The 21,213-nt window shown below is 49.9% G+C and carries 19 protein-coding genes; 8 read left to right on the top strand and 11 right to left on the bottom strand.

The genetic code is table 11. The features are described 5' to 3' along the window. Positions 1–7: 7 nt before the first annotated feature. Positions 8–1,930 (top strand): hypothetical protein, encoded by a 1,923-nt coding sequence (locus E1H14_RS02795; protein WP_149389947.1) that lies wholly within the window; start codon positions 8–10, stop codon positions 1,928–1,930. A 12-nt stretch (positions 1,931–1,942) separates the two neighbouring features. Further along, entirely contained in the window at positions 1,943–2,926 is a 984-nt protein-coding gene (locus E1H14_RS02800) for a hypothetical protein (protein ID WP_149389948.1), read from the top strand. Between the two features lie 66 nt (positions 2,927–2,992). Here E1H14_RS02800 and E1H14_RS02805 read toward each other — a convergent pair whose 3' ends face one another. Both E1H14_RS02805 and E1H14_RS02810 read right to left on the bottom strand, forming a co-directional pair. Further along, a complete protein-coding gene (locus E1H14_RS02805) occupies positions 2,993–5,581 on the bottom strand; it encodes a putative bifunctional diguanylate cyclase/phosphodiesterase (RefSeq protein ID WP_235017370.1) in 2,589 nt (862 codons plus the stop codon). 206 nt (positions 5,582–5,787) lie between these two features. After that, complete coding sequence (locus tag E1H14_RS02810; protein ID WP_149389949.1) at positions 5,788–6,657, bottom strand: NAD-dependent protein deacetylase; 870 nt, start codon at positions 6,655–6,657, stop codon at positions 5,788–5,790. Positions 6,658–6,713: 56 nt separating this feature from the next. Between E1H14_RS02810 and E1H14_RS02815 the strand changes: the two genes are divergently transcribed. Next, complete coding sequence (locus tag E1H14_RS02815; protein ID WP_200834014.1) at positions 6,714–7,082, top strand: thiol-disulfide oxidoreductase DCC family protein; 369 nt, start codon at positions 6,714–6,716, stop codon at positions 7,080–7,082. On the opposite strand, the gene E1H14_RS02820 is transcribed toward E1H14_RS02815, so the two are convergent. After that, on the bottom strand, positions 7,075–8,385 hold the full coding sequence (locus E1H14_RS02820; protein WP_149389951.1) for a DASH family cryptochrome: 1,311 nt from the start codon (positions 8,383–8,385) through the stop codon (positions 7,075–7,077). The two genes, E1H14_RS02815 and E1H14_RS02820, sit on opposite strands and share 8 nt — an antisense overlap. A 43-nt stretch (positions 8,386–8,428) precedes the next feature. Here E1H14_RS02820 and E1H14_RS02825 point away from each other — a divergent pair, with 43 nt between their 5' ends. Then, positions 8,429–10,270 (top strand): sensor histidine kinase, encoded by a 1,842-nt coding sequence (locus E1H14_RS02825; protein ID WP_160142006.1) that lies wholly within the window; start codon positions 8,429–8,431, stop codon positions 10,268–10,270. Then, positions 10,271–10,897, top strand: coding sequence for a response regulator transcription factor (locus tag E1H14_RS13135; protein ID WP_149389953.1), 627 nt, complete (start codon positions 10,271–10,273; stop codon positions 10,895–10,897). Between the two features lie 45 nt (positions 10,898–10,942). Here the strand turns inward: E1H14_RS13135 and E1H14_RS02835 are convergent, their stop codons facing one another. Further along, positions 10,943–11,569 (bottom strand): peroxiredoxin, encoded by a 627-nt coding sequence (locus tag E1H14_RS02835; protein ID WP_149389954.1) that lies wholly within the window; start codon positions 11,567–11,569, stop codon positions 10,943–10,945. Positions 11,570–11,867: 298 nt separating this feature from the next. On the opposite strand from E1H14_RS02835, the gene E1H14_RS02840 reads away from it, so the two are divergent. Together E1H14_RS02840 and E1H14_RS02845 are read left to right on the top strand one after the other, a co-directional pair. Further along, positions 11,868–12,518, top strand: coding sequence for a c-type cytochrome (locus E1H14_RS02840; protein ID WP_149389955.1), 651 nt, complete (start codon positions 11,868–11,870; stop codon positions 12,516–12,518). 12 nt (positions 12,519–12,530) lie between these two features. Then, positions 12,531–13,514 (top strand): c-type cytochrome, encoded by a 984-nt coding sequence (locus E1H14_RS02845; protein ID WP_149389956.1) that lies wholly within the window; start codon positions 12,531–12,533, stop codon positions 13,512–13,514. Between the two features lie 155 nt (positions 13,515–13,669). Here the strand turns inward: E1H14_RS02845 and E1H14_RS02850 are convergent, their stop codons facing one another. The 3 genes from E1H14_RS02850 to E1H14_RS02860 form a co-directional block, all read right to left on the bottom strand. After that, positions 13,670–13,873: a YgaP family membrane protein gene (locus tag E1H14_RS02850; RefSeq protein ID WP_149389957.1), complete on the bottom strand. Its 204-nt coding sequence runs from the start codon at positions 13,871–13,873 to the stop codon at positions 13,670–13,672. Between the two features lie 85 nt (positions 13,874–13,958). After that, complete coding sequence (locus tag E1H14_RS02855; RefSeq protein WP_149389958.1) at positions 13,959–14,300, bottom strand: HopJ type III effector protein; 342 nt, start codon at positions 14,298–14,300, stop codon at positions 13,959–13,961. A gap of 23 nt (positions 14,301–14,323) precedes the next feature. Next, positions 14,324–15,721 (bottom strand): PhoH family protein, encoded by a 1,398-nt coding sequence (locus tag E1H14_RS02860; protein ID WP_149389959.1) that lies wholly within the window; start codon positions 15,719–15,721, stop codon positions 14,324–14,326. 184 nt (positions 15,722–15,905) lie between these two features. Here E1H14_RS02860 and ppnN point away from each other — a divergent pair, with 184 nt between their 5' ends. After that, positions 15,906–17,279 (top strand): nucleotide 5'-monophosphate nucleosidase PpnN, encoded by a 1,374-nt coding sequence (ppnN, locus tag E1H14_RS02865; protein WP_149389960.1) that lies wholly within the window; start codon positions 15,906–15,908, stop codon positions 17,277–17,279. 46 nt (positions 17,280–17,325) lie between these two features. Here ppnN and E1H14_RS02870 read toward each other — a convergent pair whose 3' ends face one another. From E1H14_RS02870 to E1H14_RS02885, 4 genes are read right to left on the bottom strand one after another with little or no spacing between them, the layout of a single operon-like run. Further along, complete coding sequence (locus tag E1H14_RS02870; RefSeq protein WP_149389961.1) at positions 17,326–19,011, bottom strand: AMP-binding protein; 1,686 nt, start codon at positions 19,009–19,011, stop codon at positions 17,326–17,328. A 17-nt stretch (positions 19,012–19,028) separates the two neighbouring features. Next, complete coding sequence (locus tag E1H14_RS02875) at positions 19,029–19,823, bottom strand: class II glutamine amidotransferase (RefSeq protein ID WP_149389962.1); 795 nt, start codon at positions 19,821–19,823, stop codon at positions 19,029–19,031. Between the two features lie 34 nt (positions 19,824–19,857). Beyond that, positions 19,858–20,325: a bactofilin family protein gene (locus E1H14_RS02880; protein WP_149389963.1), complete on the bottom strand. Its 468-nt coding sequence runs from the start codon at positions 20,323–20,325 to the stop codon at positions 19,858–19,860. Further along, entirely contained in the window at positions 20,274–21,209 is a 936-nt protein-coding gene (locus E1H14_RS02885; RefSeq protein ID WP_149389964.1) for a M23 family metallopeptidase, read from the bottom strand. The genes E1H14_RS02880 and E1H14_RS02885 overlap by 52 nt, the downstream gene beginning before the upstream one ends. Positions 21,210–21,213: the final 4 nt, after the last annotated feature.

Here is a 21,213-nt window from a genome sequence, read left to right on the forward strand (position 1 = left end):
CCTGATCGTGAAAAAACGTTTACTAACCAGTTTGATTGCAGCTGCGGTTGCGCTGCCAGCGCAGGCGGCTGAGTATCGCTTAGCCTTTTCGCAAAGCGCGCAATTGGAAGTTTTTGTCGAGCATGCAGACGGAGTGGCTTGGTGTGCACCGAGTCTGACCTTGCGTTTTCAGGATAAGGGTGCGGCAGATAAAGCTGTTCTCGAGCAGATGATGCCGCGTATCGGTGCGTTGATCGATCGTGAATGTCCGGCCGCTAAGGAGGCACGTTGGTACAGCATTGCGGCAGAGGGTAACACACTGCAGCAAGGCCAGATCACGCAGGCTGCTGGCTGGCAGCTCACCTCAGCGCCAGCTCAGGTCGCGGCGAGTCCAGCCCCGAGTGCTCCGCTGCCACCAGGGCCTAATGTGGCAGCTGTGGCCGCCCCTGAAGTGACGGCCCCAGTGGTGGCTGTTGAGGCGGATCAGGTCGCTGCGCCCGCACCTGAGGCTGTCGCTGCTGAAACCGTTGCGGCCACCGCTGAGGCGCCTCAAGCGGCAGAAGCTCAAGTTGCAGAGGTTCAGATCACAGAAACCCCCGCTGCAGAAGTCATCGCCGCGCAAGTGGCGGAGGTGATTGCGCCTGAGCCAACCGCTGCGCCACCGATGTTTGCGGTAGCAGATTGGATGCCGAGAAGTTCGGCCGATACACTGGCCGCACAGAGCTTTAGCCTACCCTTAAAAGATCAGCAGGGATGTGTGTTTAACACTAACCTATCCTTTAATGTGACGGCGGAGTTTATTCGTAATCAGTCAAGCGGTATTCACTGTGCTGAGGATGGGTTGGCTCAAGGGCAAGGCCAGTGGCAGATCAGTCGCTCCGATGGAATGAATCTTGGGCGCATCGAGGCAGTCTTTAAGGATGGTCAAGCATTTATCAACATCCGTCCAGACTTCACACTGCAACATATCCTAGCTAACCAGTTTATCTATGTTTATCTAGGCAGTGATTCTGCGCGTCAGGTCCATTATCTCGCGGAAGGGCGTTATCATGGCCCGTCTGCGGCCTGGAACTTTGAACGCCCCAGACTTCTGGCGTTAACGGAAAAAATCGATCTTTTCCGTGATGCTGAGCAGATCCAAGCCGTCATTCAAGTGGGCAACGAAAAGTTGGCACCTCTGGTGGGATCACGCGTCAGCCATATCAGCTTTACGGCTTTAAAAGCCCCACAAGCTTGGTTTGAAGGGAATCATCATAATCAAAACCCCGATCTGCTTTACAGCATCACGCTGAATAAGCCCTACCGCCAAGAGCACTTTGTTTTTAACTTACAGCAGGGTAACAACCATCTGTTTGAGCGTGAACATCGTGAAGCCTTAGCCGCTCAACGCGAGCAAGAGCGTCTAGAACGTGAGCGTTTGCAGCAGGAAGCGCAAGCGCAGCGTGAGCGTCAGTTTGCCGCACAACGTGAAGCGCAACGTCAATCTCAAGCGCTCAACCAGTTCGAGTATCTGAATCGACAAACCGATGCTCAGCGCCTACAGGATTGGGTTCGTGAGGTGGAGTTTGATCTGTTTGGGGGAGATTACCTGCGCTTGATGAAAGGTAGCCAGCTGGAATATCGCCAGATCATCCAAGTGGGACGTAAAGCGCAAGAGGGCGAGTGGTCGGTCGAGGCGCCCTATCCGGCGCTCTTGCAGTCTGCTGAAGAGTTAAAAAGTGGTTGGTATCAATTCACGGGTACTCTGCGTTTAGATGCTAAGCGTCAGGACAAACAAGGGCTACCCTTGTCGGTTTTGACACCGCAGCTGTTGAGTCCTTGCGCGGATAGCCGTTGCTTGGATCAATTTAATGCTTTGCAGATCATGCGTAGCCAGATGGGGGATGCGAATTGGTCACCTGAAGCGGCGCAGGCTGTCATTACACGTTTTGAATCCGGCGACTATGAATAAACGGGGTTGTGCATGAGTAATCTATCGAAAACCACCCTGGCGGCAGGCGTCGGTGTGGGTGTTGTAGTGTTAGTGGGGGGTGGATGGTTTGGCCTTTCGGCTTTTGCCTCGGGTAAAGCCGAGCAGGAGTTAAAAGCAAAACTTGCACAAGCCAATTTGTTGCCCTACGTGACCTGGTCAGCTGTGAACTCCTCGCCCTTGGGTGGAGAGATCAGTATCCGTAACCTGAAGATCAACTATACCGAGCAGGGTTGGCGTGGACCTACTCTCTATCTGATGGATGCGGAGCGTGTGGTGTTAAACGGGTTTAATGCACCGGAAAAGGCTGTACGTGCCGCCGGGATTCAGCTTGAAAAAGTCAGCTTCCCTTCGATGCAGCGTGATCAAAGAGAGCAGAATCAACTGCGCTCTGCCTATCAAGATAGCCCGATTATGATGTTGGCGTACAATACCGGACGTCAGGAGCTTCCGCCTTTTTCGGTGGCGATGCGCTGGCAGTTGAATGAGCAGTTGGCCGGTTTGACTCTGTCTTTGGATCAACCCGAACTCTTGAGTTTGAGTGGCACAACGGCTTTCTCGGGTATGTTTGGACCGCTATTACAGCAGTTACAGAGCGACCCAGAGAATGTTGTGGCTTTGAGCGGAATCTTGGCGCAGATGGCGGCCACCACGGGATTAAGCCAGTTGGATCTGGAACTCAAAGATCAGGGAGCCGTGAACCGTTTGCTGACCCTACAGGCGCGTTATGCTCAAGCGAATGGCCAGCCTAACCAGTCGGCGAATGAGTTGTATGCCTTGATTAAGGGGGAGTGTCAGTCAGATCTTGCGGCAGTCTTTCGTAATCAGGATGCCTGTGATCGTTTAGCCAGTTTTGTGTCCGGTAAACAGAAACAGTTGGCGTTAAAAACCGTGACCAACGGCAGCTTAACCGCGAATGATTTTATGTTTGGTGGTTTGGAGCAGGTGAAGAATCGCTTGCAGCCTGAACTGCGTTAAGCGCTTGCATTTGGTTCACTGAGCAACGCCTCACTTAGACGTTCAATCTAAGTGAGGCGTTTTTTATTATATGGACTCTGGGATGAGTAAGGTTGGGCTGGGTTTGCCAATGTGATAACCCTGACCGTAGTGGATTCCTAACTCTTTTACCGCCTGCATCAAGGCTTCATCTTCGATATATTCTGCAACGATTTTGATATTCAGGCTCTGTGCCAGGGTCACGCTGCTTTTCACAAAGGCCATGTCTTTCTCGTCACTGAGCATGTTACGAATAAATTCACCTTCAATTTTGATCAGATCGATCGGGAAATGCTTAATGTAGTGGAAAGAGGAGTAGCCAGTGCCAAAGTCATCGATCGCAAAGTTAAAGCCTTCGAGCTTGAGATCGAGGACAAATTTTTCCAAGAGCGCCATGTTGCTGACGGTTTCACGCTCTGTCAGCTCAAATACAATACGTTTAGGATCAATCGAATAATCCAGTGCTAAGCGCCGGACTCGCGCTAAAAATTCATTCAGGATCATTGATTTAGGTGAAAGGTTGATAAACAGCATACCCTGGTAGTTTTGCTCTTCCATCTGCTCAAAGGCTTTCTCGATCAGCAGATAGTCCATTTTATGCACAACACCTATGGATTCCGCGACATCGATAAACTCGCCGGCAGAAATGATGCGCTCACCCAGGTCGATACGCATCAGTAGCTCATGGATCAGAACCTCACCTGTCGCCAGATCAATGATGGGTTGGAAATAGGGAAGGATGCGTTGTTCTTCTAGAGCATTCAGTACCAATAGGCTCTTTTCACCCATCTCTTTGAAGATATCGGCAATCTCATTGTCATCCGGGATGGCAATCTGGTTTTTACCGCTGCGTTTAGCCTTGTACATCATGTTGTCGGCCATGACAAAGAGGTCTTTGGGATCTTTGGCATGGCGGGGATAGACGGCAATACCGATAGAGGTGGTGGCACGCACGGTTTGGCCATCAGGGGTTTTGAGGGCTAATTTCTCTAAACGTGTAGCGATACGACGTGATACCGAGAGTGCTTGTTTCTCGCCGGCTTCGGGCAGAATAATGGTGAATTCATCCCCACCGTAGCGGGCCACCATATCGCCTGGACGGACAGCCGTTTCTAAGACCTGAGCAAAGCTCGATAAGAACTGATCCCCAAAGGCATGGCCGTAACGGTCATTGACACTTTTAAAGTTATCCAGATCCAGCATCAGCAAACTGAACTCTTCATGGTGGCGTGTGGCACGACCCACTTCATAGCCTAGGAGCTCACGGAACATACGTTGATTGTGTAAACCGGTCATTGGATCTCGTGTTGCATAGTATTCGAGATCTTTGGTGTATTTGTAGATGGCTTTGACCGAACCTACGAGATTTAACAAGGTGGTCAGGATACTGTCGATGACAATATGGCGGATGGGATCACGTGCCATCTCTGATTGCACGCCAATCCCGACAACCCCCCCAATCTTGGGTGTCTCCAGCAACAAGGATTTAGTTTGCAGCTCAATATCCTCACTGCTCAGGCGCAGCTTCTCATCTTCACTGCAGGCATTCGGACGGGCAATGTGGTGGACGATGCGCAGAATTTTTACATCGTCACGGAAGTGAGGATGGCTGCAGAGTTGGCGGCTGACCACGGCTTCAAATTGCAGGCGTGTGTCCTGACAAATGTCTTGGTACCAGAAGACTTCCAGCTCATAACCTTCATCCTCGACTTGGAAAATCGTGACCAGAGTATGGGCTTTGATAATGGTATTGATCTCGATCAGCAGATCCTTAATAAAGTCGCGCCAATCCTTGACCACATCCGAGGTGATAATAAATTTGCCTAGGAGCCGAATTTCAAATTCCAGAATATCTTTATCGACGGCCACATCTTTTAAGCGCTCAATCAGGATACGCAGTTGGCTGAAGGTCTGGTTGAACTCCTGGAAGTAGAAGTTCATATCATTCACATTCAGCTCTTTGAAATCGGTAACGGTATTCACTGCTTGAATACGCTCACTGAAACCTTCCATGGAGCGTTTGATCCGGCCGGTCGCAAATGCGGAAATGACCGTGGCCAGCGCGATGGTGAGTACAGAGAAAAACAGGAAGAGCACAACATAATCACGCCGGATTTCGCTACTGATGGCTTGTAAATCTTGGCGTAGATCGATGACACCCAGCACATCACCCAGCTCGGCATTGACATGACAGCTCAAACATTCGTAACGAGCTTGCAGAGGGAAGAGGCGACGTACCCCGCCGTGCTCTTCAAGCACGGCACCTTCCCCAGTGACAAAGCTGTTTTCAACCGCGGCATCTAGTTTCTGGTCTTCCACGGTGCCATAGATCTCTTTCACTTTTTCGCCACGAAAGAGTGTGATTTGAAAAGGGGTGTCGGTAAAAGCGTCTTGGGTACTGGCGATAAACTCTTCCAATTCGGGACGTGTCCAGCCTTTACGCATCACTTGAAACATGGTGTCAAAGGTGTAGCTGGCAATCGCTTCCGACGTTTCTTTCGCCTGGCGGCTGAGGATGTTTTCGTAAAGCAGTGACGCCGCAAGGGTGACACCGAGAAAGACGGCGAGGGCCACCGCCATGATGGAAGTGAAGACAAACCCTCTCAGGGTTTGTAGAAAGCGTAGCAAAAGGCTCAAGTCGTTTACTCTTGTTATATTCGACAAATAGCCCTGAAATCTATGAGGAATAGGTCTGAGAGTCAAGAGTGGACGTCCATGGCCTCTAATCACTCGATTTCAGGATCAGAGGCGCGGGAGTGTAGCAGTTACCCAAAACCCAGGCCAGCGCAGGATTTATATTAAAACAATCGAATATTCAATTAGTTATATCAGTCTTTTCTGATTTAAAGAATCGGCAAAGCCGCCAGAGTGCGCGTGAGCGTGGCTTGAATATCGGTATCTAATTTCAGTTGCGCGAGATCATCTGCGCGTGTCACGCCTTGCGTCAGAATAAACAGCGGTTTACCTAAATCCCGTGCATAACGGCAGAATCTTAAGCCGGAATAGACCATCAAGGAGGAACCTATCACGCCGAGGGCATCACTCTCATGCAGGGCTTGTTTAGCGTGTTCCACGCGTTCACGTGGCACATTATCACCAAAGAACACCACATCCGGTTTCAGGATTCCGCCACATTCGGGGCAGTCGGCGATCTGAAAATGGCTAAAATCTTCCTCCCAATCGGCATCTCCATCGGGCTTGGTGCGACCTTGCAGGTTGGGTAGGCTCAGCATTGGATTGAGTTGTAGGCAACGTTGATGCTGCTGATCTCGGCTCAAGCTATAACCACAGGACATACAGCACACTCGATCTGAACGTCCATGCAGATCAATGACCTGACGTGATCCGGCTTTTTGATGCAAACGATCAACATTCTGAGTGACGAGGCAGGTGACATGACCTTTTTGCTCCAGTTGCGCAAGATGGAAATGCGCGGCGTTAGGTTGTGCATCACGTATCACAGACCAGCCCAGTAGGCTTCGTGCCCAATAGCGCTGACGTACAGAGCGTTGTTGCATAAAAGCTTGATGTTGGACTGGCGCAGCATGCTGCCACTGGCCCTTGGCATCGCGATAGGCTGGAATGCCTGAATCGGTACTCATCCCGGCTCCCGTCAGCAGCATGAGTTTAGGGTATTGTTGGATGAAGTGCGTCAGCGCTTGGGCGCTGTCTTCAAGCTGGCTGAAGTGGATGCGAGAGGTGAGCGCAAACATGATCTTATTAAGGCTCCATCACGTAAAGAAATAAGAATTAAATCAGAGATCCGATGATGTCAGAACCCCGATACAAACTCTTTTACGACGGCAGCTGCGGTTTGTGTCAGCGCGAAATTCGACATTTACGCAAACGCTTGGTCGGTCAGGTCGCTTTAATCGATATTAACCAGCCAGGTTTTTATGGCTGGCAAGGGGTTAGTAAAGAGCAGATGATGCAGGAGATCCATCTGTGGAATGGCCAGAGTTTTGTCAAAGGCTTAGAGGCCACTCTGGTGTATTGGCGATTAGCCGGGCTGGGTCTGATCGTTGCCCTGATCCGCCTGCCCGGCGTCTTTTGGATGGCCAATAAGGCTTATCGAGCTTGGGCCGCTTGGCGTTTACAAAAATCTTTGCGCCAAAGCTGCCCGGTTCGATTTAAATAGGCCAGTCTGCTGCATCCACTTGATAGAGCGGGCGCTTCCCCTGATCACCTTGCCAAGTGCGAACGAAATCCCCATTGGGATCGTAAACCTGGGCCTGTTTATTTAGATTAAACTGTCTTTGTCCGCGTGGGTCGGCACCGACTCCCGCTAGATACTGCCAATTCCCCCAGTTACTGGCGGCATCATAATCGAGGAGATGGTGTTCAAACCAAGCCGCTCCCCAACGCCAATCTAGCGCCAACTCATTAACCAGGCAGCTGGCCACCAGTTGGCGGCCACGGTTTGACATATAACCGGTCGCTTTTAACTCTTTCATACAGGCATTGACCAGTGGCCAGGGCGTTGTTCCTTCGCACCAGGATTTAAACGCTTGTGGATAAAAACTGGTTAAGGGACGATGCGTATTTAAACCACGAAAACGAAACAGAGCGACTCCGTGTGCCTGTGCATACCATTGAAAGTATTCGCGCCAAAGGAGTTCAAAATAGATCCAATAGGTGGATTCATTAGCACCTTGGCGCTGTTCGTAGGCGTGTAAACTCTGCAGGATTCGCCTGGGTGATAAACTGCCTTGGGCGAGCGCAAACGAAAACTTGGTTGACAGGGTCCAGCCCTGCAAAGCATTGCGGGTTTCCTTATAACTCGAAGCAGCCTCACTGCTGAAATAGGTGTGAAGGTGTGCCTGTGCTGAGGTTTCGCCACCTTGAAAGAGTAAAGGTCTGGCGGGCTTGAGCGCTAAATCACCGGGATACTGTGTCTGTAATCTGGGTGCTGGCGGGAGCTGCTGAGGGGGCGCGAGCGGGGTGACTGAGTAGGCCTGTTTTTCGACCTGGCGGCGAAACTGTGAGAAGCTTTTCGGATAGGGATCGAGCTTAACCGGCAGAGTGTCTAGGCTAAACAGTGTGCGTGAGTCAGGTTGTTGATAATGCAGATACGGAAAGCGCTTTTGGAGTTGATTCCAGAGTTGTTGCTCATTCCAAGTTGAGTGGCGGCTGCGCAAAACCGAGCCGATGTTTTCCTGAGTAATGAGCTGGGTGAGTTGCTCAAGTGGATCTCCAATCAGAAGGTGTAGCTTCTGTCCAAGTTTGCTTAAGCTTTGGTCAAGATCTTGAATACCCTGGAGTAAAAAAGCTAAGCGTTGCGAGCCCATCGGCGCGAAACCATACCGATTAGGACGCAGCTCAAGTGGATCCAACACATAGACACAAAGTAAGGGTTGTGAGTTTTGGGCTGCGAGATGAAAGAGAGGCTGATCATCGAGACGAAGATCCTGCCCTAACCAGAGAAGTTGTGTGTCAGGCATACTGATCAATACTCATTATATGAATACACTGAGGAAACACTTTTTGTTACGTTGCCAAATCCTGATCCGACTTATCACGCTTCTAAGTCTGTTTTCTGCAGGTATGATGACATCTAGTTCAGCGCAGCCCCTGCAGGAGATCAAACCCATACAAATTGGAATTTTGGATTGGCAACATACTGTTGATTTCCAGAAGCATTGGTTACCGACTTTACATGGTTTGCAGAGTGCACTGCCCCATTATCGGATAGAGCTGCTACCGTTAAATTGGCAAGAGATGGATCTAGCTTTGCAGACACTAGCGCTAGATTTTGTGATTACCAATCCTGGTCACTATGTTGAGTTATCGACTCGCCACGCTCTCGCCCCTCTAGCCAGCTTGCAGCATTTTCACGCAGGCTTGCCTTTGCACCAGGTGAGCAGTGTGTTGCTCACGCGTGCAGACAGAAACGATCTGCAGACACTCTATGATTTGAAAGATCAACGTATCGGCGCTGTCGCTGCCGAGGCTTTTGGGGGTTATCAATTGCTCTTGGATGAGTTGGAACTGGCCGGTATAGAACGTTCAAGTTGGGAAAAGCAGGTAGAGTTTTTGGGTTTTCCGATGCAGGCATTAATCTCAAAGCTTTTGGCAGGCGAGTTGGATGCGGTTGTTGTCCGAAGCTGTTTGCCAGAACTTATGGAAGAGCAGGGCCTGCTTTATCTCAGTGATGTAAAAGTCATTGCTGCAAAATCGGTCGATCATTATGCCTGCATGACCTCTACGCCGATTTATCCTGGCTGGCCCTTTGCTCGCACACTTAGGGCAGATCCTATTGTGACCCGCCAAGTGGCTCGAGCCTTGATGGCCGCTGAGCCGGCTGTATTTGGAGACAGTTACAGTGATTGGTTGCCTCCTGCGAGTTACCAAAGTGTCTATGCCTTGTTTGAACGGTTGCGTTTGGGGCCTTATGCCGCTTTTCCACGTAACCCGATTAGCGCTTGGTTGTATGAGTATCGTTTTTATCTGATCTTCGCTTGTGGCTTAGTATTGTTATCTTTTTTACATCAGATTCGCAGTGAGTATTTAGTACGTCAACGTACGCTGGCGCTCGAGCAAGAAACCCAGGCCCGCTTGCAAGCTCAGCAGGATTTGGCTCTTCGTCAGCGTGAAGTGGAGCATCTATCGCGTGTGACTTTAATGGGCGAATTAACGGCGGGTTTAGCGCATGAACTCAATCAGCCCTTAACGGCGATCCACAATTTTGCGCAAGGATGTTTACGTTATTACGATAAAGAAGATGAAATCTTGTTGAAGCAGCGCCAGGCTCTGAGAGAGACAACGCAGCAAATTGTTCAGCAAGCGGATCATGCCGGTGAGTTGATTCGACAATTGCGACGATTTATGCGTAAAGAAGATGGCGTGACACAATGCGTAAGTTTGTGTCGCTTAGTGGAGGAGGCCTATGCTTTGAGTCAAAGCGCACTCTCGGCTCAGGAGGTTAAGGTGGATTGGGAGCGACCTGATGCGCCAGATAGCCTTCAAGTGAATCTGCACCCCACTCAAGGTCTACAGATCTTACTTAACTTGCTCAGTAATGCCTTGGAGGCTGTGGTCAAACAGCCGATCGAGCAGCGTCAGTTGAGATTTGAAGTCTATCAGCAGGGGCAAGAGGCCGTTTTTATCTGCTCTGATCAAGGTCCAGATTGGCCAATCGAACACGAAGCACAGATGTTTGAACCTTTTTATACTACTAAGTCCCAGGGCATGGGATTGGGTTTATCGCTCAGTCGCAGCCTGGCCGAACGTCAGGGTGGTCGTCTGACTTTAACGCGCTCAAAGGGTTGGACGCATGCCACTTTGTTCTTACCCTTAACCGCTGTCGCGTTTGAGGAGAAGGCTTAAATGAAATCTACCCCCTCTCCAGTGATTTGGGTACTGGATGATGAACCGATCGTACGCCAGTCATTGCGTTGGTTATTAGAATCGATTGATCTGCAAGTCCGAGATTTTGCGCGGGCTCAAACTTTTTTAGAGGCCTTAGAGGACGAGAATCCCGCTTGTGTGTTGTTAGATATTCGTATGCCGGACATGAGCGGATTGGAGGTACAACAACTCTTGCAGACGCGCATGCCTCATCTACCGGTTATTTTTATGACAGGACATGGAGATATCGCCATGGCGGTGCGAGCCATGCGTGCCGGTGCCTGGAACTTCTTTGAAAAACCTTTCCGTGATCAAGAGCTTTTGGAGTCGGTACAAGGCGCTTTACGCTGGCAAGAAGAACAACTCGAACAGAAACAAAATCAACAAAGCTTTTTACGCTGTTTACAGACGCTGACACCTCGCGAGCAGGAGGTCTTTGATGCGCTCATCACGGGCAAAACAACTAAGCAGTGTGCTGCTGAATTAGGGATTAGTACTAAAACAGTGGATGTGCACCGTTTTCATCTGATGCAAAAATTGGGTGTCGATTCTATAGCGACTTTGATCAGGCGTGCTTTGAGCCTAGGTTATTTAAAGGAGCGATGAAACTGGGTGCCGAAGCACCCAGTTGACGACAACCTAAGAGACGATTTACACCTTCGTCAGGCGCAGATAGGGACGCAGTTCATTCCAACCCTGTGGGAAGATGTCTTTTGCGGCTTCGTTGGAAATTGAAGGAGGAATAATCACCTCGTCACCTTTTTTCCAATCCGCTGGAGTAGCGATACGTTTTGCGTCACTCAGCTGCAGAGCATCAATGACACGCAGGATTTCATCAAAGTTACGGCCACAAGACATAGGGTAGGTCATGATCAAACGAATCTTTTTGTTTGGATCAATGATAAAGACACTACGTACAGCAGCGGTTTCACTCTCGCCCGGATGGATCATGTCGTAGAGTTCAGAAATTTTGAAATCTTCATCGGCAACGATTGGGAATTCCAGAGTGGTATTCTGGGTGTCATTTACGTCTGCAATCCACTTCAGATGCTCTTCAACAGAGTCGGTCGACAAACCCAGAGACTTAGTGTTGCGCGCTGCAAATTCAGCGGCCAGCTGTGCTGTACGGCCCATCTCGGTCGTGCAGACCGGTGTAAAGTCGGCAGGGTGGCTGAAGAAGAAGACCCAAGAATCACCGCTCCATTCGTGGAAGTCGATGTCACCCTGAGTGGTTGCAATTTTAAAGTTAGGTGCGGTATCGCCTAAACGTAAAGCCATCTTATTTCTCCTTTGTGGGTAAAGTTTGGAGCTTTGCTCCTGAACCGTGAAGCTATACTACTACCTATCTCAAAAAAGAATAAGCTTATTCTTTTTATCAATATAATAGTCAAATCTAATCTTACATCAGATTTTATTAAATTAACGAGCTCTAATTCTCGTTTGTCGACTTTTATCAGTAACTAAAGAATCCTTTAGACAGACCAAGATTTTGCCAATGGTGGCTATTCCCTCTTTTCGTTAAGGTTATCGCCGCAGCGATCCTGCAGTCGCTAGAAAACAAAAAAGAGGATGCGAGATGAGGAAAAGAGTTCTATCCAGCATGTTGGGGGGGCTGATATCTCTAACAATGTTCACGCCGAGCTGGGCATTTGAGGGGAGCGCGGAGCAAGGCAAGATAGCGGCGGCTGTTTGCATGGCCTGTCATCAAGCAGATGGCAGTGGGATGCATATGCCTGGAGGTGAGTCTTGGCCACGCTTAGCGGGTTTGGATGCAGCCTATTTATATAAGCAGCTGGTTGAGTTTAAAGAGGGACAACGGGTGAATGCTTCCATGGCACCCTTTGCAGCCATGCTGAATGATACGCAGATGCGGGATGTGGCTGTCTATTTCAGCCAGCTGCCCGCGACTCAGGGAAAAGGCGGTGAAGCGGCGGATGCTGATTTGCTGGCGCGAGGCGAGAAGTTGGCCACTCAGGGGGATTGGGATCTGTATATTCCCTCCTGCCAATCTTGTCATGGTCCGGATAATCAAGGCGCAGGAGAACACTTTCCCGGTATTGCCGGGCAGCATGCCGGTTACTTAGCGCGTCAGCTCAAAGATTGGCAAGCGGGTGTGCGCAAGAATGATCCACAAAATTTGATGGTGCCGATTGCTTCTCGTATGAGTGAGCGCGATATTCAAGCGGTATCTGCTTGGTTATCTCTGCAACCAAGTCAGGCTAATTAAAGGAGTTCTGTTATGTTTCCCAAGTACTCGATTTTAGTCCTGGCTCTGAGCACGGTCAGTGTAGTCTCTCAGGCACAAGAAAATCCTTGGCAGGTGACGTTTCCAGAACCTAAGGAGGGACAGTATGTGCATACACCTCCAACGCTGGAGGATCTGGAGGCGTCTAATCTGCATCCTGAATTAAAGCGTGTGATTCGTCGCGGTCATGATCTCTTCGTCAATACACAACAGTTACGTGGCGAGAATGTCTTTAATGATATGAATTGCAGCAGTTGCCATCTTGGGGAAGGGCGCCTGCCTTTTGCAACCCCTATCTGGGCGGCCGCTGTGACGCTGCCGGACTATCGTCCCAAAAATGATCATGTTAATAACCTGGAAGAGCGCATTGCCGGTTGTTTCAGCTACTCAATGAATGGTACGCCCCCTGAATATGGTAGCGACAATATGTTGGCCTTGGCTGCGTATCATAATTGGCTGGCGAAAGGGGTGCCAATTTATCAGCCAGGCAACACGCTCTATGGGCGTGGTTATCCCATCGAGAAACCTGAGCGTGAAGCTTCCTGGGAGAAGGGCGCTGATTTGTATCAGGTTCACTGTAGCCTGTGCCATGCTGAGGATGGCCAGGGGCTGAAGGTGCGAGGTGAGGTGCAATTCCCACCCCTTTGGGGCGATGACTCTTATAACTGGGGCGCGGGGATTTCCCGTGTGTTCACCCTGGCGGGCTTTATCCATCACAACATGCCTTTGGGCCAGCCACGCAGTTTAAGTGTTCAGGACTCCTGGGATCTGGCGGCCTATATTAACCGTCAGGAGCGTCCACAGGATCCTCGTTATACCGGTGATGTGGTTGAGACACGTGAAAAGTACCTGGATACCTTCCATACTCACACACAGTATGGTCTAGAACATCAGGGTCAGTTATTGGGGGATCACGAAAATACTGGAGGTAAAGATTTCCTAAAACCTGAGGTGCTTAAACCGCGCACTTACCGTTAAGTTCGCTCATAACTGAGCGGGTAGTGGGGTTGAGTCGCTGTGGTGTTGAGAAGGGACAGAGGGTCTGTCATCCCGCAGGATTCATCCATAAAAAAGCCCAGAGATTTGCGAAAATGCATCGCAGTCTCTGGGCTTTTTAGGTATTGATCTAGAACTTAATTAAATGCCTGACCAGGCTTCACACCCAATTTTTTCAGGACGATTGCCAGAGGGCAAAAACCCGTGAAAGCGGTCTGCAGCATATTCAGACCAACAAATGCGGTTAAGAATAACCAGTAAGGACTGACAAAGTGTGCCAAAGCCACACTGATTAGAATGAAGCTACCTGCAAACGCGAAAACCCAGCGATCCAAACTCATATCTGTCTCCATGACGTTGCTTTAATTAATAAAGATCTAATATAAGTCGGATATACACTTAAGTCTAGGTCCGTTAACGTGGGTTTCAACATTTAGGCTGCAAGGCTTCGCCTGCAAATTGGATTCCTTCCCAGCCTTGCTGCATAAACTGACGAATATTCTGATGATCCGTCGCGTCTGGATGCTTCAGCACATCGTCAGTGTAATAAGCACCAAAGGCATGCAACGTGGCTTGTGCACTTAACTGATGGCGTTTGGCAAAAGCAAAAATTTTGCAGGAACCATTATTGCTGTTCGCCGCATTTTCCTGGGCACCATTTTTAAAGGCGGTGGGAGTGAAGTCATAGTGGCCATCGATAACGGCCATCACTTGACTAAACTCCACCGGGCCTTGATTCAGTAGACGGATCAGATCCGTTTCAGACATGAGCATCTTTCCTAATCACAAAATTAAAGATTTTCTTCAGCAAACTCAGCCAGACGTGAGCGGAATACACCTTCAAAGTGCACACTCGCCGCCCCTTCAAAATCACGAAAGCGTTCGACAATATAGGTCAGACCTGAAGTCAGTGGGGTCAAATAGTTGGAGTCTATCTGTGCCAAGTTCCCGAGGCAGACCATTTTAGTCCCTTTACCACAACGTGTGATAATGGTTTTCAACTGTTGTGGGGTGAGGTTCTGAGCTTCATCGATCAAAACCACCGCATTCTGGATGCTGCGACCGCGAATGAAATTGAGTGATTTGAATTGGATATTGGCTTTTTCCAGGGCGTATTTCACACTGCTTTGTGGGCGCTCATCCTGTTCATGCATCGCTTCCAGGTTGTCGTTGATTGAGCTTAACCAGGGCGTCATTTTCTCTTCTTCAGTGCCAGGTAAAAAGCCGATGTCTTCGGCGACGGGAGGCGTTGAACGTGTCACAATGATTTTGTTGTAGCGTCCCTCTTCAATCACCATTTCTAATGCACAGGCCAGGGCAATCAGAGTTTTACCCGAACCGGCTGAGCCTAAGAAGATGCTCAGATCTATGTCAGGATCGAGCATAGACTGCATAGCAAAGGCTTGCTGAATATTAATCGGTTGAATGCCCCAGCAGCTCTGATTCATCAAGTGCGAATAGCCTAAATCCAGTAGCGTGACTTCTTGATCTTTAACGGCCACGGTGCGGGCGGCAAAGTCCTTGCTGCTGTCATAGATATATTCGTTGGGATAGGTGTTGGGCAGCAAGCTGACATCGACTTTATGAAAGGTCTGGCCACCGTCTTGATAGGAGTTCACCTTGTCCACCCCTTCCCAGAAAGGGGTGTCCAGGTATTGATAACCTTCAGGCAACAGATCGAGATCTGACACCAGTTGATCCGTACGATAGTCTTCCACACGCTTGAGTCCGGCACCGAGAGCCTTCAAACGCATGTTGATATCTTTGGTGACCAGAACGACTTGACGATGCGGGAAGGTGGCTTGCAGATGTAGCGCGCAGTTGATGATTTTGTTGTCTTTGTTGCGCTCATCCGGCAAAAATCCCGCGCGCGCCGTCAGCTCATGATCGGGGAAGATGCTCAAGCGCCCGAGGCGAATTTCCCGATCAACACCGGGTAGAAGAATGCGTACCCCCTTGGTGATCTGTTCTGAAGAGGTGGCGGTGCTGAGGATCGAATCGATAATGCGGATGGCGTGACGGGCTTCTTGTGCGACGGTTTGTTTGCGATCCTTGATGTCGTCCAGCTCTTCAAGCACCGTCATAGGGATGGCAACATCCTGTTCTTTAAACTCAAACAGGCATTTAGGATCGTGCAATAGAACATTGGTGTCGAGGATGTACAGTCTTGACGCTTTGGATGCGCTCATCGCTCAATTCCTTTGCAGAGGCTTTTCTTTAAACTAAATCAACTCTTCTGATTTGGCAATTTTTATCTGGGGTCGAAATTGCTGAGCCGAAACAGAGGCTTGCTGACAAAATTTTGCACTTGCAAAAGTGTCATCTTTTCGTAGTACACTGAAAATGTTTGGGAAGCCGCAAAGGAGGTCAGAGATGATGACCGAAGTATTTGTAAATGCCAGTGTGACCCCGATTGACAGTCTTGATACCCTGTCTCCCTACGAAGTTGCTCGTTTACAGGATCGCAGCAATAACGGGCTCTATGCACTTTTTCGTCAATGCGCGCTGGCGGTACTCAATACCGGCAGTGAGATGGACAGTACACGCAAAGTACTCGACCGTTACCGTGATTTTGATGTGTCGATCAGTACCAAGTTCAGTGATGTGCAGTTGGATCTGCACAATGCGCCCGCGTCTGCTTTTGTGGATGGTGAGATCATTCAGGGGATACGTGAACACCTGTTCTCTGTGTTACGTGATCTGCTCTATGTCCAAGATGAGTTGGATAACTGCTGTGATGGTTTGGGCGAATCGGAACGCACGACCAATCTTGTGTTTCATATTCTGCGCCATGCCGGTGCGATGCGACCCCATGTTAAACCCGATATGGTGGTTTGCTGGGGAGGCCATTCAATCGACCGGGTTGAATATGAGTACACCAAAAAGGTGGGATATGAGTTAGGGCTTAGAAAACTCAATATCTGCACAGGTTGTGGGCCGGGTGCGATGAAAGGGCCGATGAAAGGCGCGACCATCGCTCATAGTAAACAGCGTATCGCCAAGGGTCGTTATTTGGGGATTACGGAACCTGGGATTATTGCTGCGGAATCTCCCAATCCCATCGTTAATGAACTCTTGATCATGCCGGATATCGAGAAGCGCTTAGAGGCATTTGTGCGTGTTGGGCATGGGATTATTGTTTTTCCAGGCGGTGCCGGTACGGCGGAAGAGATCCTTTATATCCTGGGTATTCTGCTGCGTGAAGAGAATCGAGAGGTGCCCTTCCCACTGATTTTTACGGGACCAGAGGGAAGCGAAGGGTATTTCGAGACGGTCGATCGGTTCATCGGACAAACACTCGGTGCGCGGGCACAGAGCTTGTATCAAGTGATCGTAGGGGATGCACACCAAGTGGCTGCGCAGATGCGTTTAGGCTTGGCAGAGGTGACGGCGCATCGTAAAGCACAGCGCGAGTCCTATCATTTTAACTGGCAATTAAAGATACCTCTGGCGTTGCAGCAGCCTTTCGAACCTACACATGAATTGATGGCTGGATTAAATCTTTCACGCCATCAACCGGATTACGAACTTTCGGCGCAGTTGCGTCGTGCTCTGTCAGGTATTGTGGCAGGCAATGTCAAGGAGCAAGGAATTCGCGCTATCGAGGAGCATGGGCCTTTTGAGCTACGGGGAGATGCCAGCGTGATTGCTGCGCTAGACGAGTTACTCAGTGCGTTTGTTGAGCAGCGGCGTATGAAAATCAATCATGAGGATTATGTCCCCTGTTTTCGTTTAGCCGCCCATTAAATTTGGCATGGGATCTGAGGTTGAACACGGGTTTAAGCGGTCACGCTTAGTCCCGTGTTTGCACGGGGGTTTTCGGAGCTCGGGTGATTTTTTCCAGTGCTTGCTGGCGTAAGGCGCGGCGCAAAACCTTGCCAACTGGTGTGCGTGGTAAGCTGTCACAAAACTCAATGCATTTTGGGATTTTGTAGGCGGTCAGGCGTTCTCGACAGTAATTACGGATCTCTTCGGCACTGACTTGAGCATGGCGGGGAATCACATAGAGCTTAATCTTCTCACCGTGATGTTCATCGGGTAAGCCGATGGCTGCGCACTCCATGACATCTGGCATGGCGTTCACCACATTCTCCAGTTCGGTGGGATAGACTTTGAATCCCGAAACACTGATCACCTCTTTACTGCGATCAATGATTTTTAAGCGACCGCTATCGGTAAAGCAGCCAATATCCCCCGTATCCAGCCAACCATCCTCACCTAAGACTCGGCGTGTTTCTTCGGTTTGTTGCCAGTAACCCAGCATGACTTGTGGGCCTTTGACCCAGATTTCGCCGACAGCACCTTGCGGTAGGTTCTGCCGTTGCTCATCACGGATTTCGACTTGGGTGCGGCTGAGCAGAGGCCCAACACTGCCGAGTTCAGTCTGATCGGGTGGATTGACACTGACGACTGGCGAACACTCCGTTAGCCCATACCCTTCAGCGATATCACAACCTGTGATCAAGGCCCATTGTTCCGCTAAAGCAGGACTGAGGGCCATCCCCCCTGAGATGGTGATACGCAGGTCGGAAAAGTTAAGTTTCTTGAAAAGATCATTTTGCAAGAGCGCATTAAACAGCGGATTGATGCCGGCAAAAAACGTAGGTTTGTAGCGTTGGAAAAGCTTGGCTAAGCCTGGAATGTCGCGAGGATTCGGCACTAGTTCACAACGGCTACCAAAGCTAAACAGCGACAAACTTAGCATAAACGCATAAACATGGTAGATAGGTAGAGGTTGGAGTAAGCGTTCACGGCCAGGCGTGATATAGCTCTCTAATAATTCAGAGATCTGCTGCAAATTGGCCAGGAGGTTGGCGTGCGTCAGCATGGCCGCCTTAGCGGTGCCGGTGGTGCCGCCGGTATATTGTAACAGTGCAAGATCCTGGGTCTGTATGCTCGGGGCCACCCAATGATGTTCCAGAGGTTGTTTGAGAAGTTCACTCAACTGGATAGGATTGAGATGAGCAGGCCAATGAGCGGGTGGATAGGGTTTTTTCCAGCGCAAAATCTGATTCACCAATCCGCCTTTCCAGCCATGCAGGTCACCTAGTTGAGCCAGAATTACAGTGTGAATGTCGGTTTCTGCGATAATTTCACTTAAGGGCTGTGCTAAGGGGGTAAAGGCGACAATTGCTTTAGCGCCTGAGTCCTTGAGTTGGGTCAGCAGCTCATCTGCTGTGTAGAGTGGATTGGTGTTGACCAAAACCAGCCCAGCACGCAGCGCGGCGATCAACACTAGGGGGTATTGCATCAGATTCGGCAGTTGTACCGCGAGTCGATCGCCCGGTTTCAGTGGAGTATTCAATTGTAACCAAGCGGCAAAACGTCGCGTGAGTCGGTCGAGCTGACTGTAGCTGATCTCGGCTCCGAGATGGCCAAAAGCCGGTGCCGAACCATAACGTTGGAAGATCTCCGCAAAGAGCTCATTGAGATGCACAAAGTCTTTTTGCAGTGGGTGTAAGCCATTTATTGTTTTCATAGGCGAACCACTTGATATCAAGAAGAGGCTGGGCTGAGTCGGTGGGCCTGTACCTCACCCTCGAAAAACACCACCATTTCACCCGGCGCAAGCTTGTGCCAGGATTCGTTACAGGTTAATGGCTCAGTGGCAATCACGGTGACTATGTCATTCGGAGTGGTCACAGCGGCAAAGTCTACGGCTAGTTCACAATCACTCAGATGCGCTTGGCCAAAAGGAGAGCGCCGTGTAATCCAGGCCAATTTACTGGAGCAATAACAGTATAAGGACGACGCATCACTGAGTAGCATATTAAACACGCCAAGTTGACGTAAGCGTTCAGCACGGCTATGAATAAACTCCACCAACTGCTGACTATCCTCGGGAGGGGTGGGGAAGTGTTGACGAATTTCACCTAATAGCCAGCAAAAAGCATATTCACTGTCGGTGGTGCCCACCGGCTGATAAGTGCCGAGAGGCCATTCAAATAATCCAGGATCGAGTTGCCCATTATGGGCATAGCACCAGGTGCGTCCCCAAAGTTCACGGCTGAAAGGATGGGTGTTCTCCAAACAGACTTGACCTACATTGGCTTGGCGAATGTGGCTGATCACCACTTTGCTTTTAATCGGATAATCGGCAATCAGACGTGCGATAGGCGAGTCAATGCTGGGATTGGGGTCATGGAAAGCGCGTAAGCCCCGGCCCTCATAAAAAGCGATCCCCCAACCATCTCTATGAGGGCCGGTGCCGCCACCACGTTGCATCAAGCCGGTAAAACTGAAACAGATATCAGTGGGGACGTTGGCACTCATACCAAGCAGTTCACACATGCAGATCAGATCCTTTAGTCAACGGATTAGAGGGTTAGGGCCGCAGAGTGATGCGACTCGGCAGAGAGTCTATCACATCCTCTGCACTGTCGATCTCGGTAAAATTTTGTAAGCGCTTAACCGGCTCTGTCAGCAAAGCGGAAGAGGGTGTTTCGGGTAACAGGCGCTCACCGAGAAAGGTACCCTCGGCATCGATGGTCAATTGTGCGCAGCACACACGTGCTGTGACGTAGCCGCCACGCTCAATGTGCAGATGGTCACACACGACTTCGCCTTCTAAGCGACCACTGACAAAAATATGCCGACCTCGAATCTGACCTGAAATCAAACCCTGTTTGCCGATCGAGATATCTTCATCGGAATGAATATGCCCTTCAAATTGACCATCAACATGCATTTTACCGGTAATCTTTGTGTCTCCACAGAAGCGATTACCTTCGGCGATGATGGTTACTGCTGAGCGCTTTGATTGAGCGGATACATGGCGCTTAAGGATTCCCAAGGTATGTCCTCTACAGCTGTAAACAGACTCTCGAAATTATCCAGCCCCCAGCGGATGAAATGAATCGGATCGATAGGGGAGTATAAATGACGTACTTCATAATGCAGATGGGGGCCGGTTGAACGCCCTGTATTGCCACTATAGCCGATTTTTTGGCCCTTATGCACATACTGCCCGGCTTTGACACTGAGACGGCTTAAGTGGGCAAAGTAGGTTTTAAAGCCAAAGTTGTGTTGCAGGACAATTAAATTACCAAAGCCTGATCCCTGGTCAAATCCGGCTTGCTCGACGATGCCATCTGCAGTTGCGTAAATGGGGGTGCCTGTCGGCGCTGGAAAATCGATGCCGTGATGGGGGCTGCGGCGCTTGGTGACGGGATTTAGGCGTGAGCCAAAACGATCACCCATACGCACGCCTTTGATGGGTAAACCATTTGGAATGGAGTGCAGCAAAAACAAACGTTGAATACTGGCTGCTTTCAGCAGTGCGGAACGTTCTGCGGCTGTGGCCTGGGGAGGTAATTCACCCATAAAACCTAGCAGCGACTCCAATTCACTGAGGTCGGCATCCAAGCGTAGGTTTTCTTCCTCAAGTTGGCTGCGTTCATAAAAGGTTTCAGCAAAATGGTTACTCAGTTCAGTCAGGCGTTCCAGATACAATTGTTGAGTGCCCAGCGCTTCACTGAACTGATCTTCAAGTGCTTGTTTCTGTAACTCTAAACCACTGAGATCTTCACGCGTTTTGACTAAAAGTAGATTGGAAACAAAGAAGCTAAGCGCCGCGAGGATGAGAAATAGAGCGAGCAGGTATCCGGCGACCTGACTGAGAGTGTATTGGCGTGAACCACGAACACTGGTGAGGGTAATAATAAACTTCTGGCGCAAACCG

Origin of the sequence: Nitrincola tapanii, from assembly GCF_008368715.1 — a bacterium.
Taxonomy (GTDB): domain Bacteria; phylum Pseudomonadota; class Gammaproteobacteria; order Pseudomonadales; family Balneatricaceae; genus Nitrincola; species Nitrincola tapanii.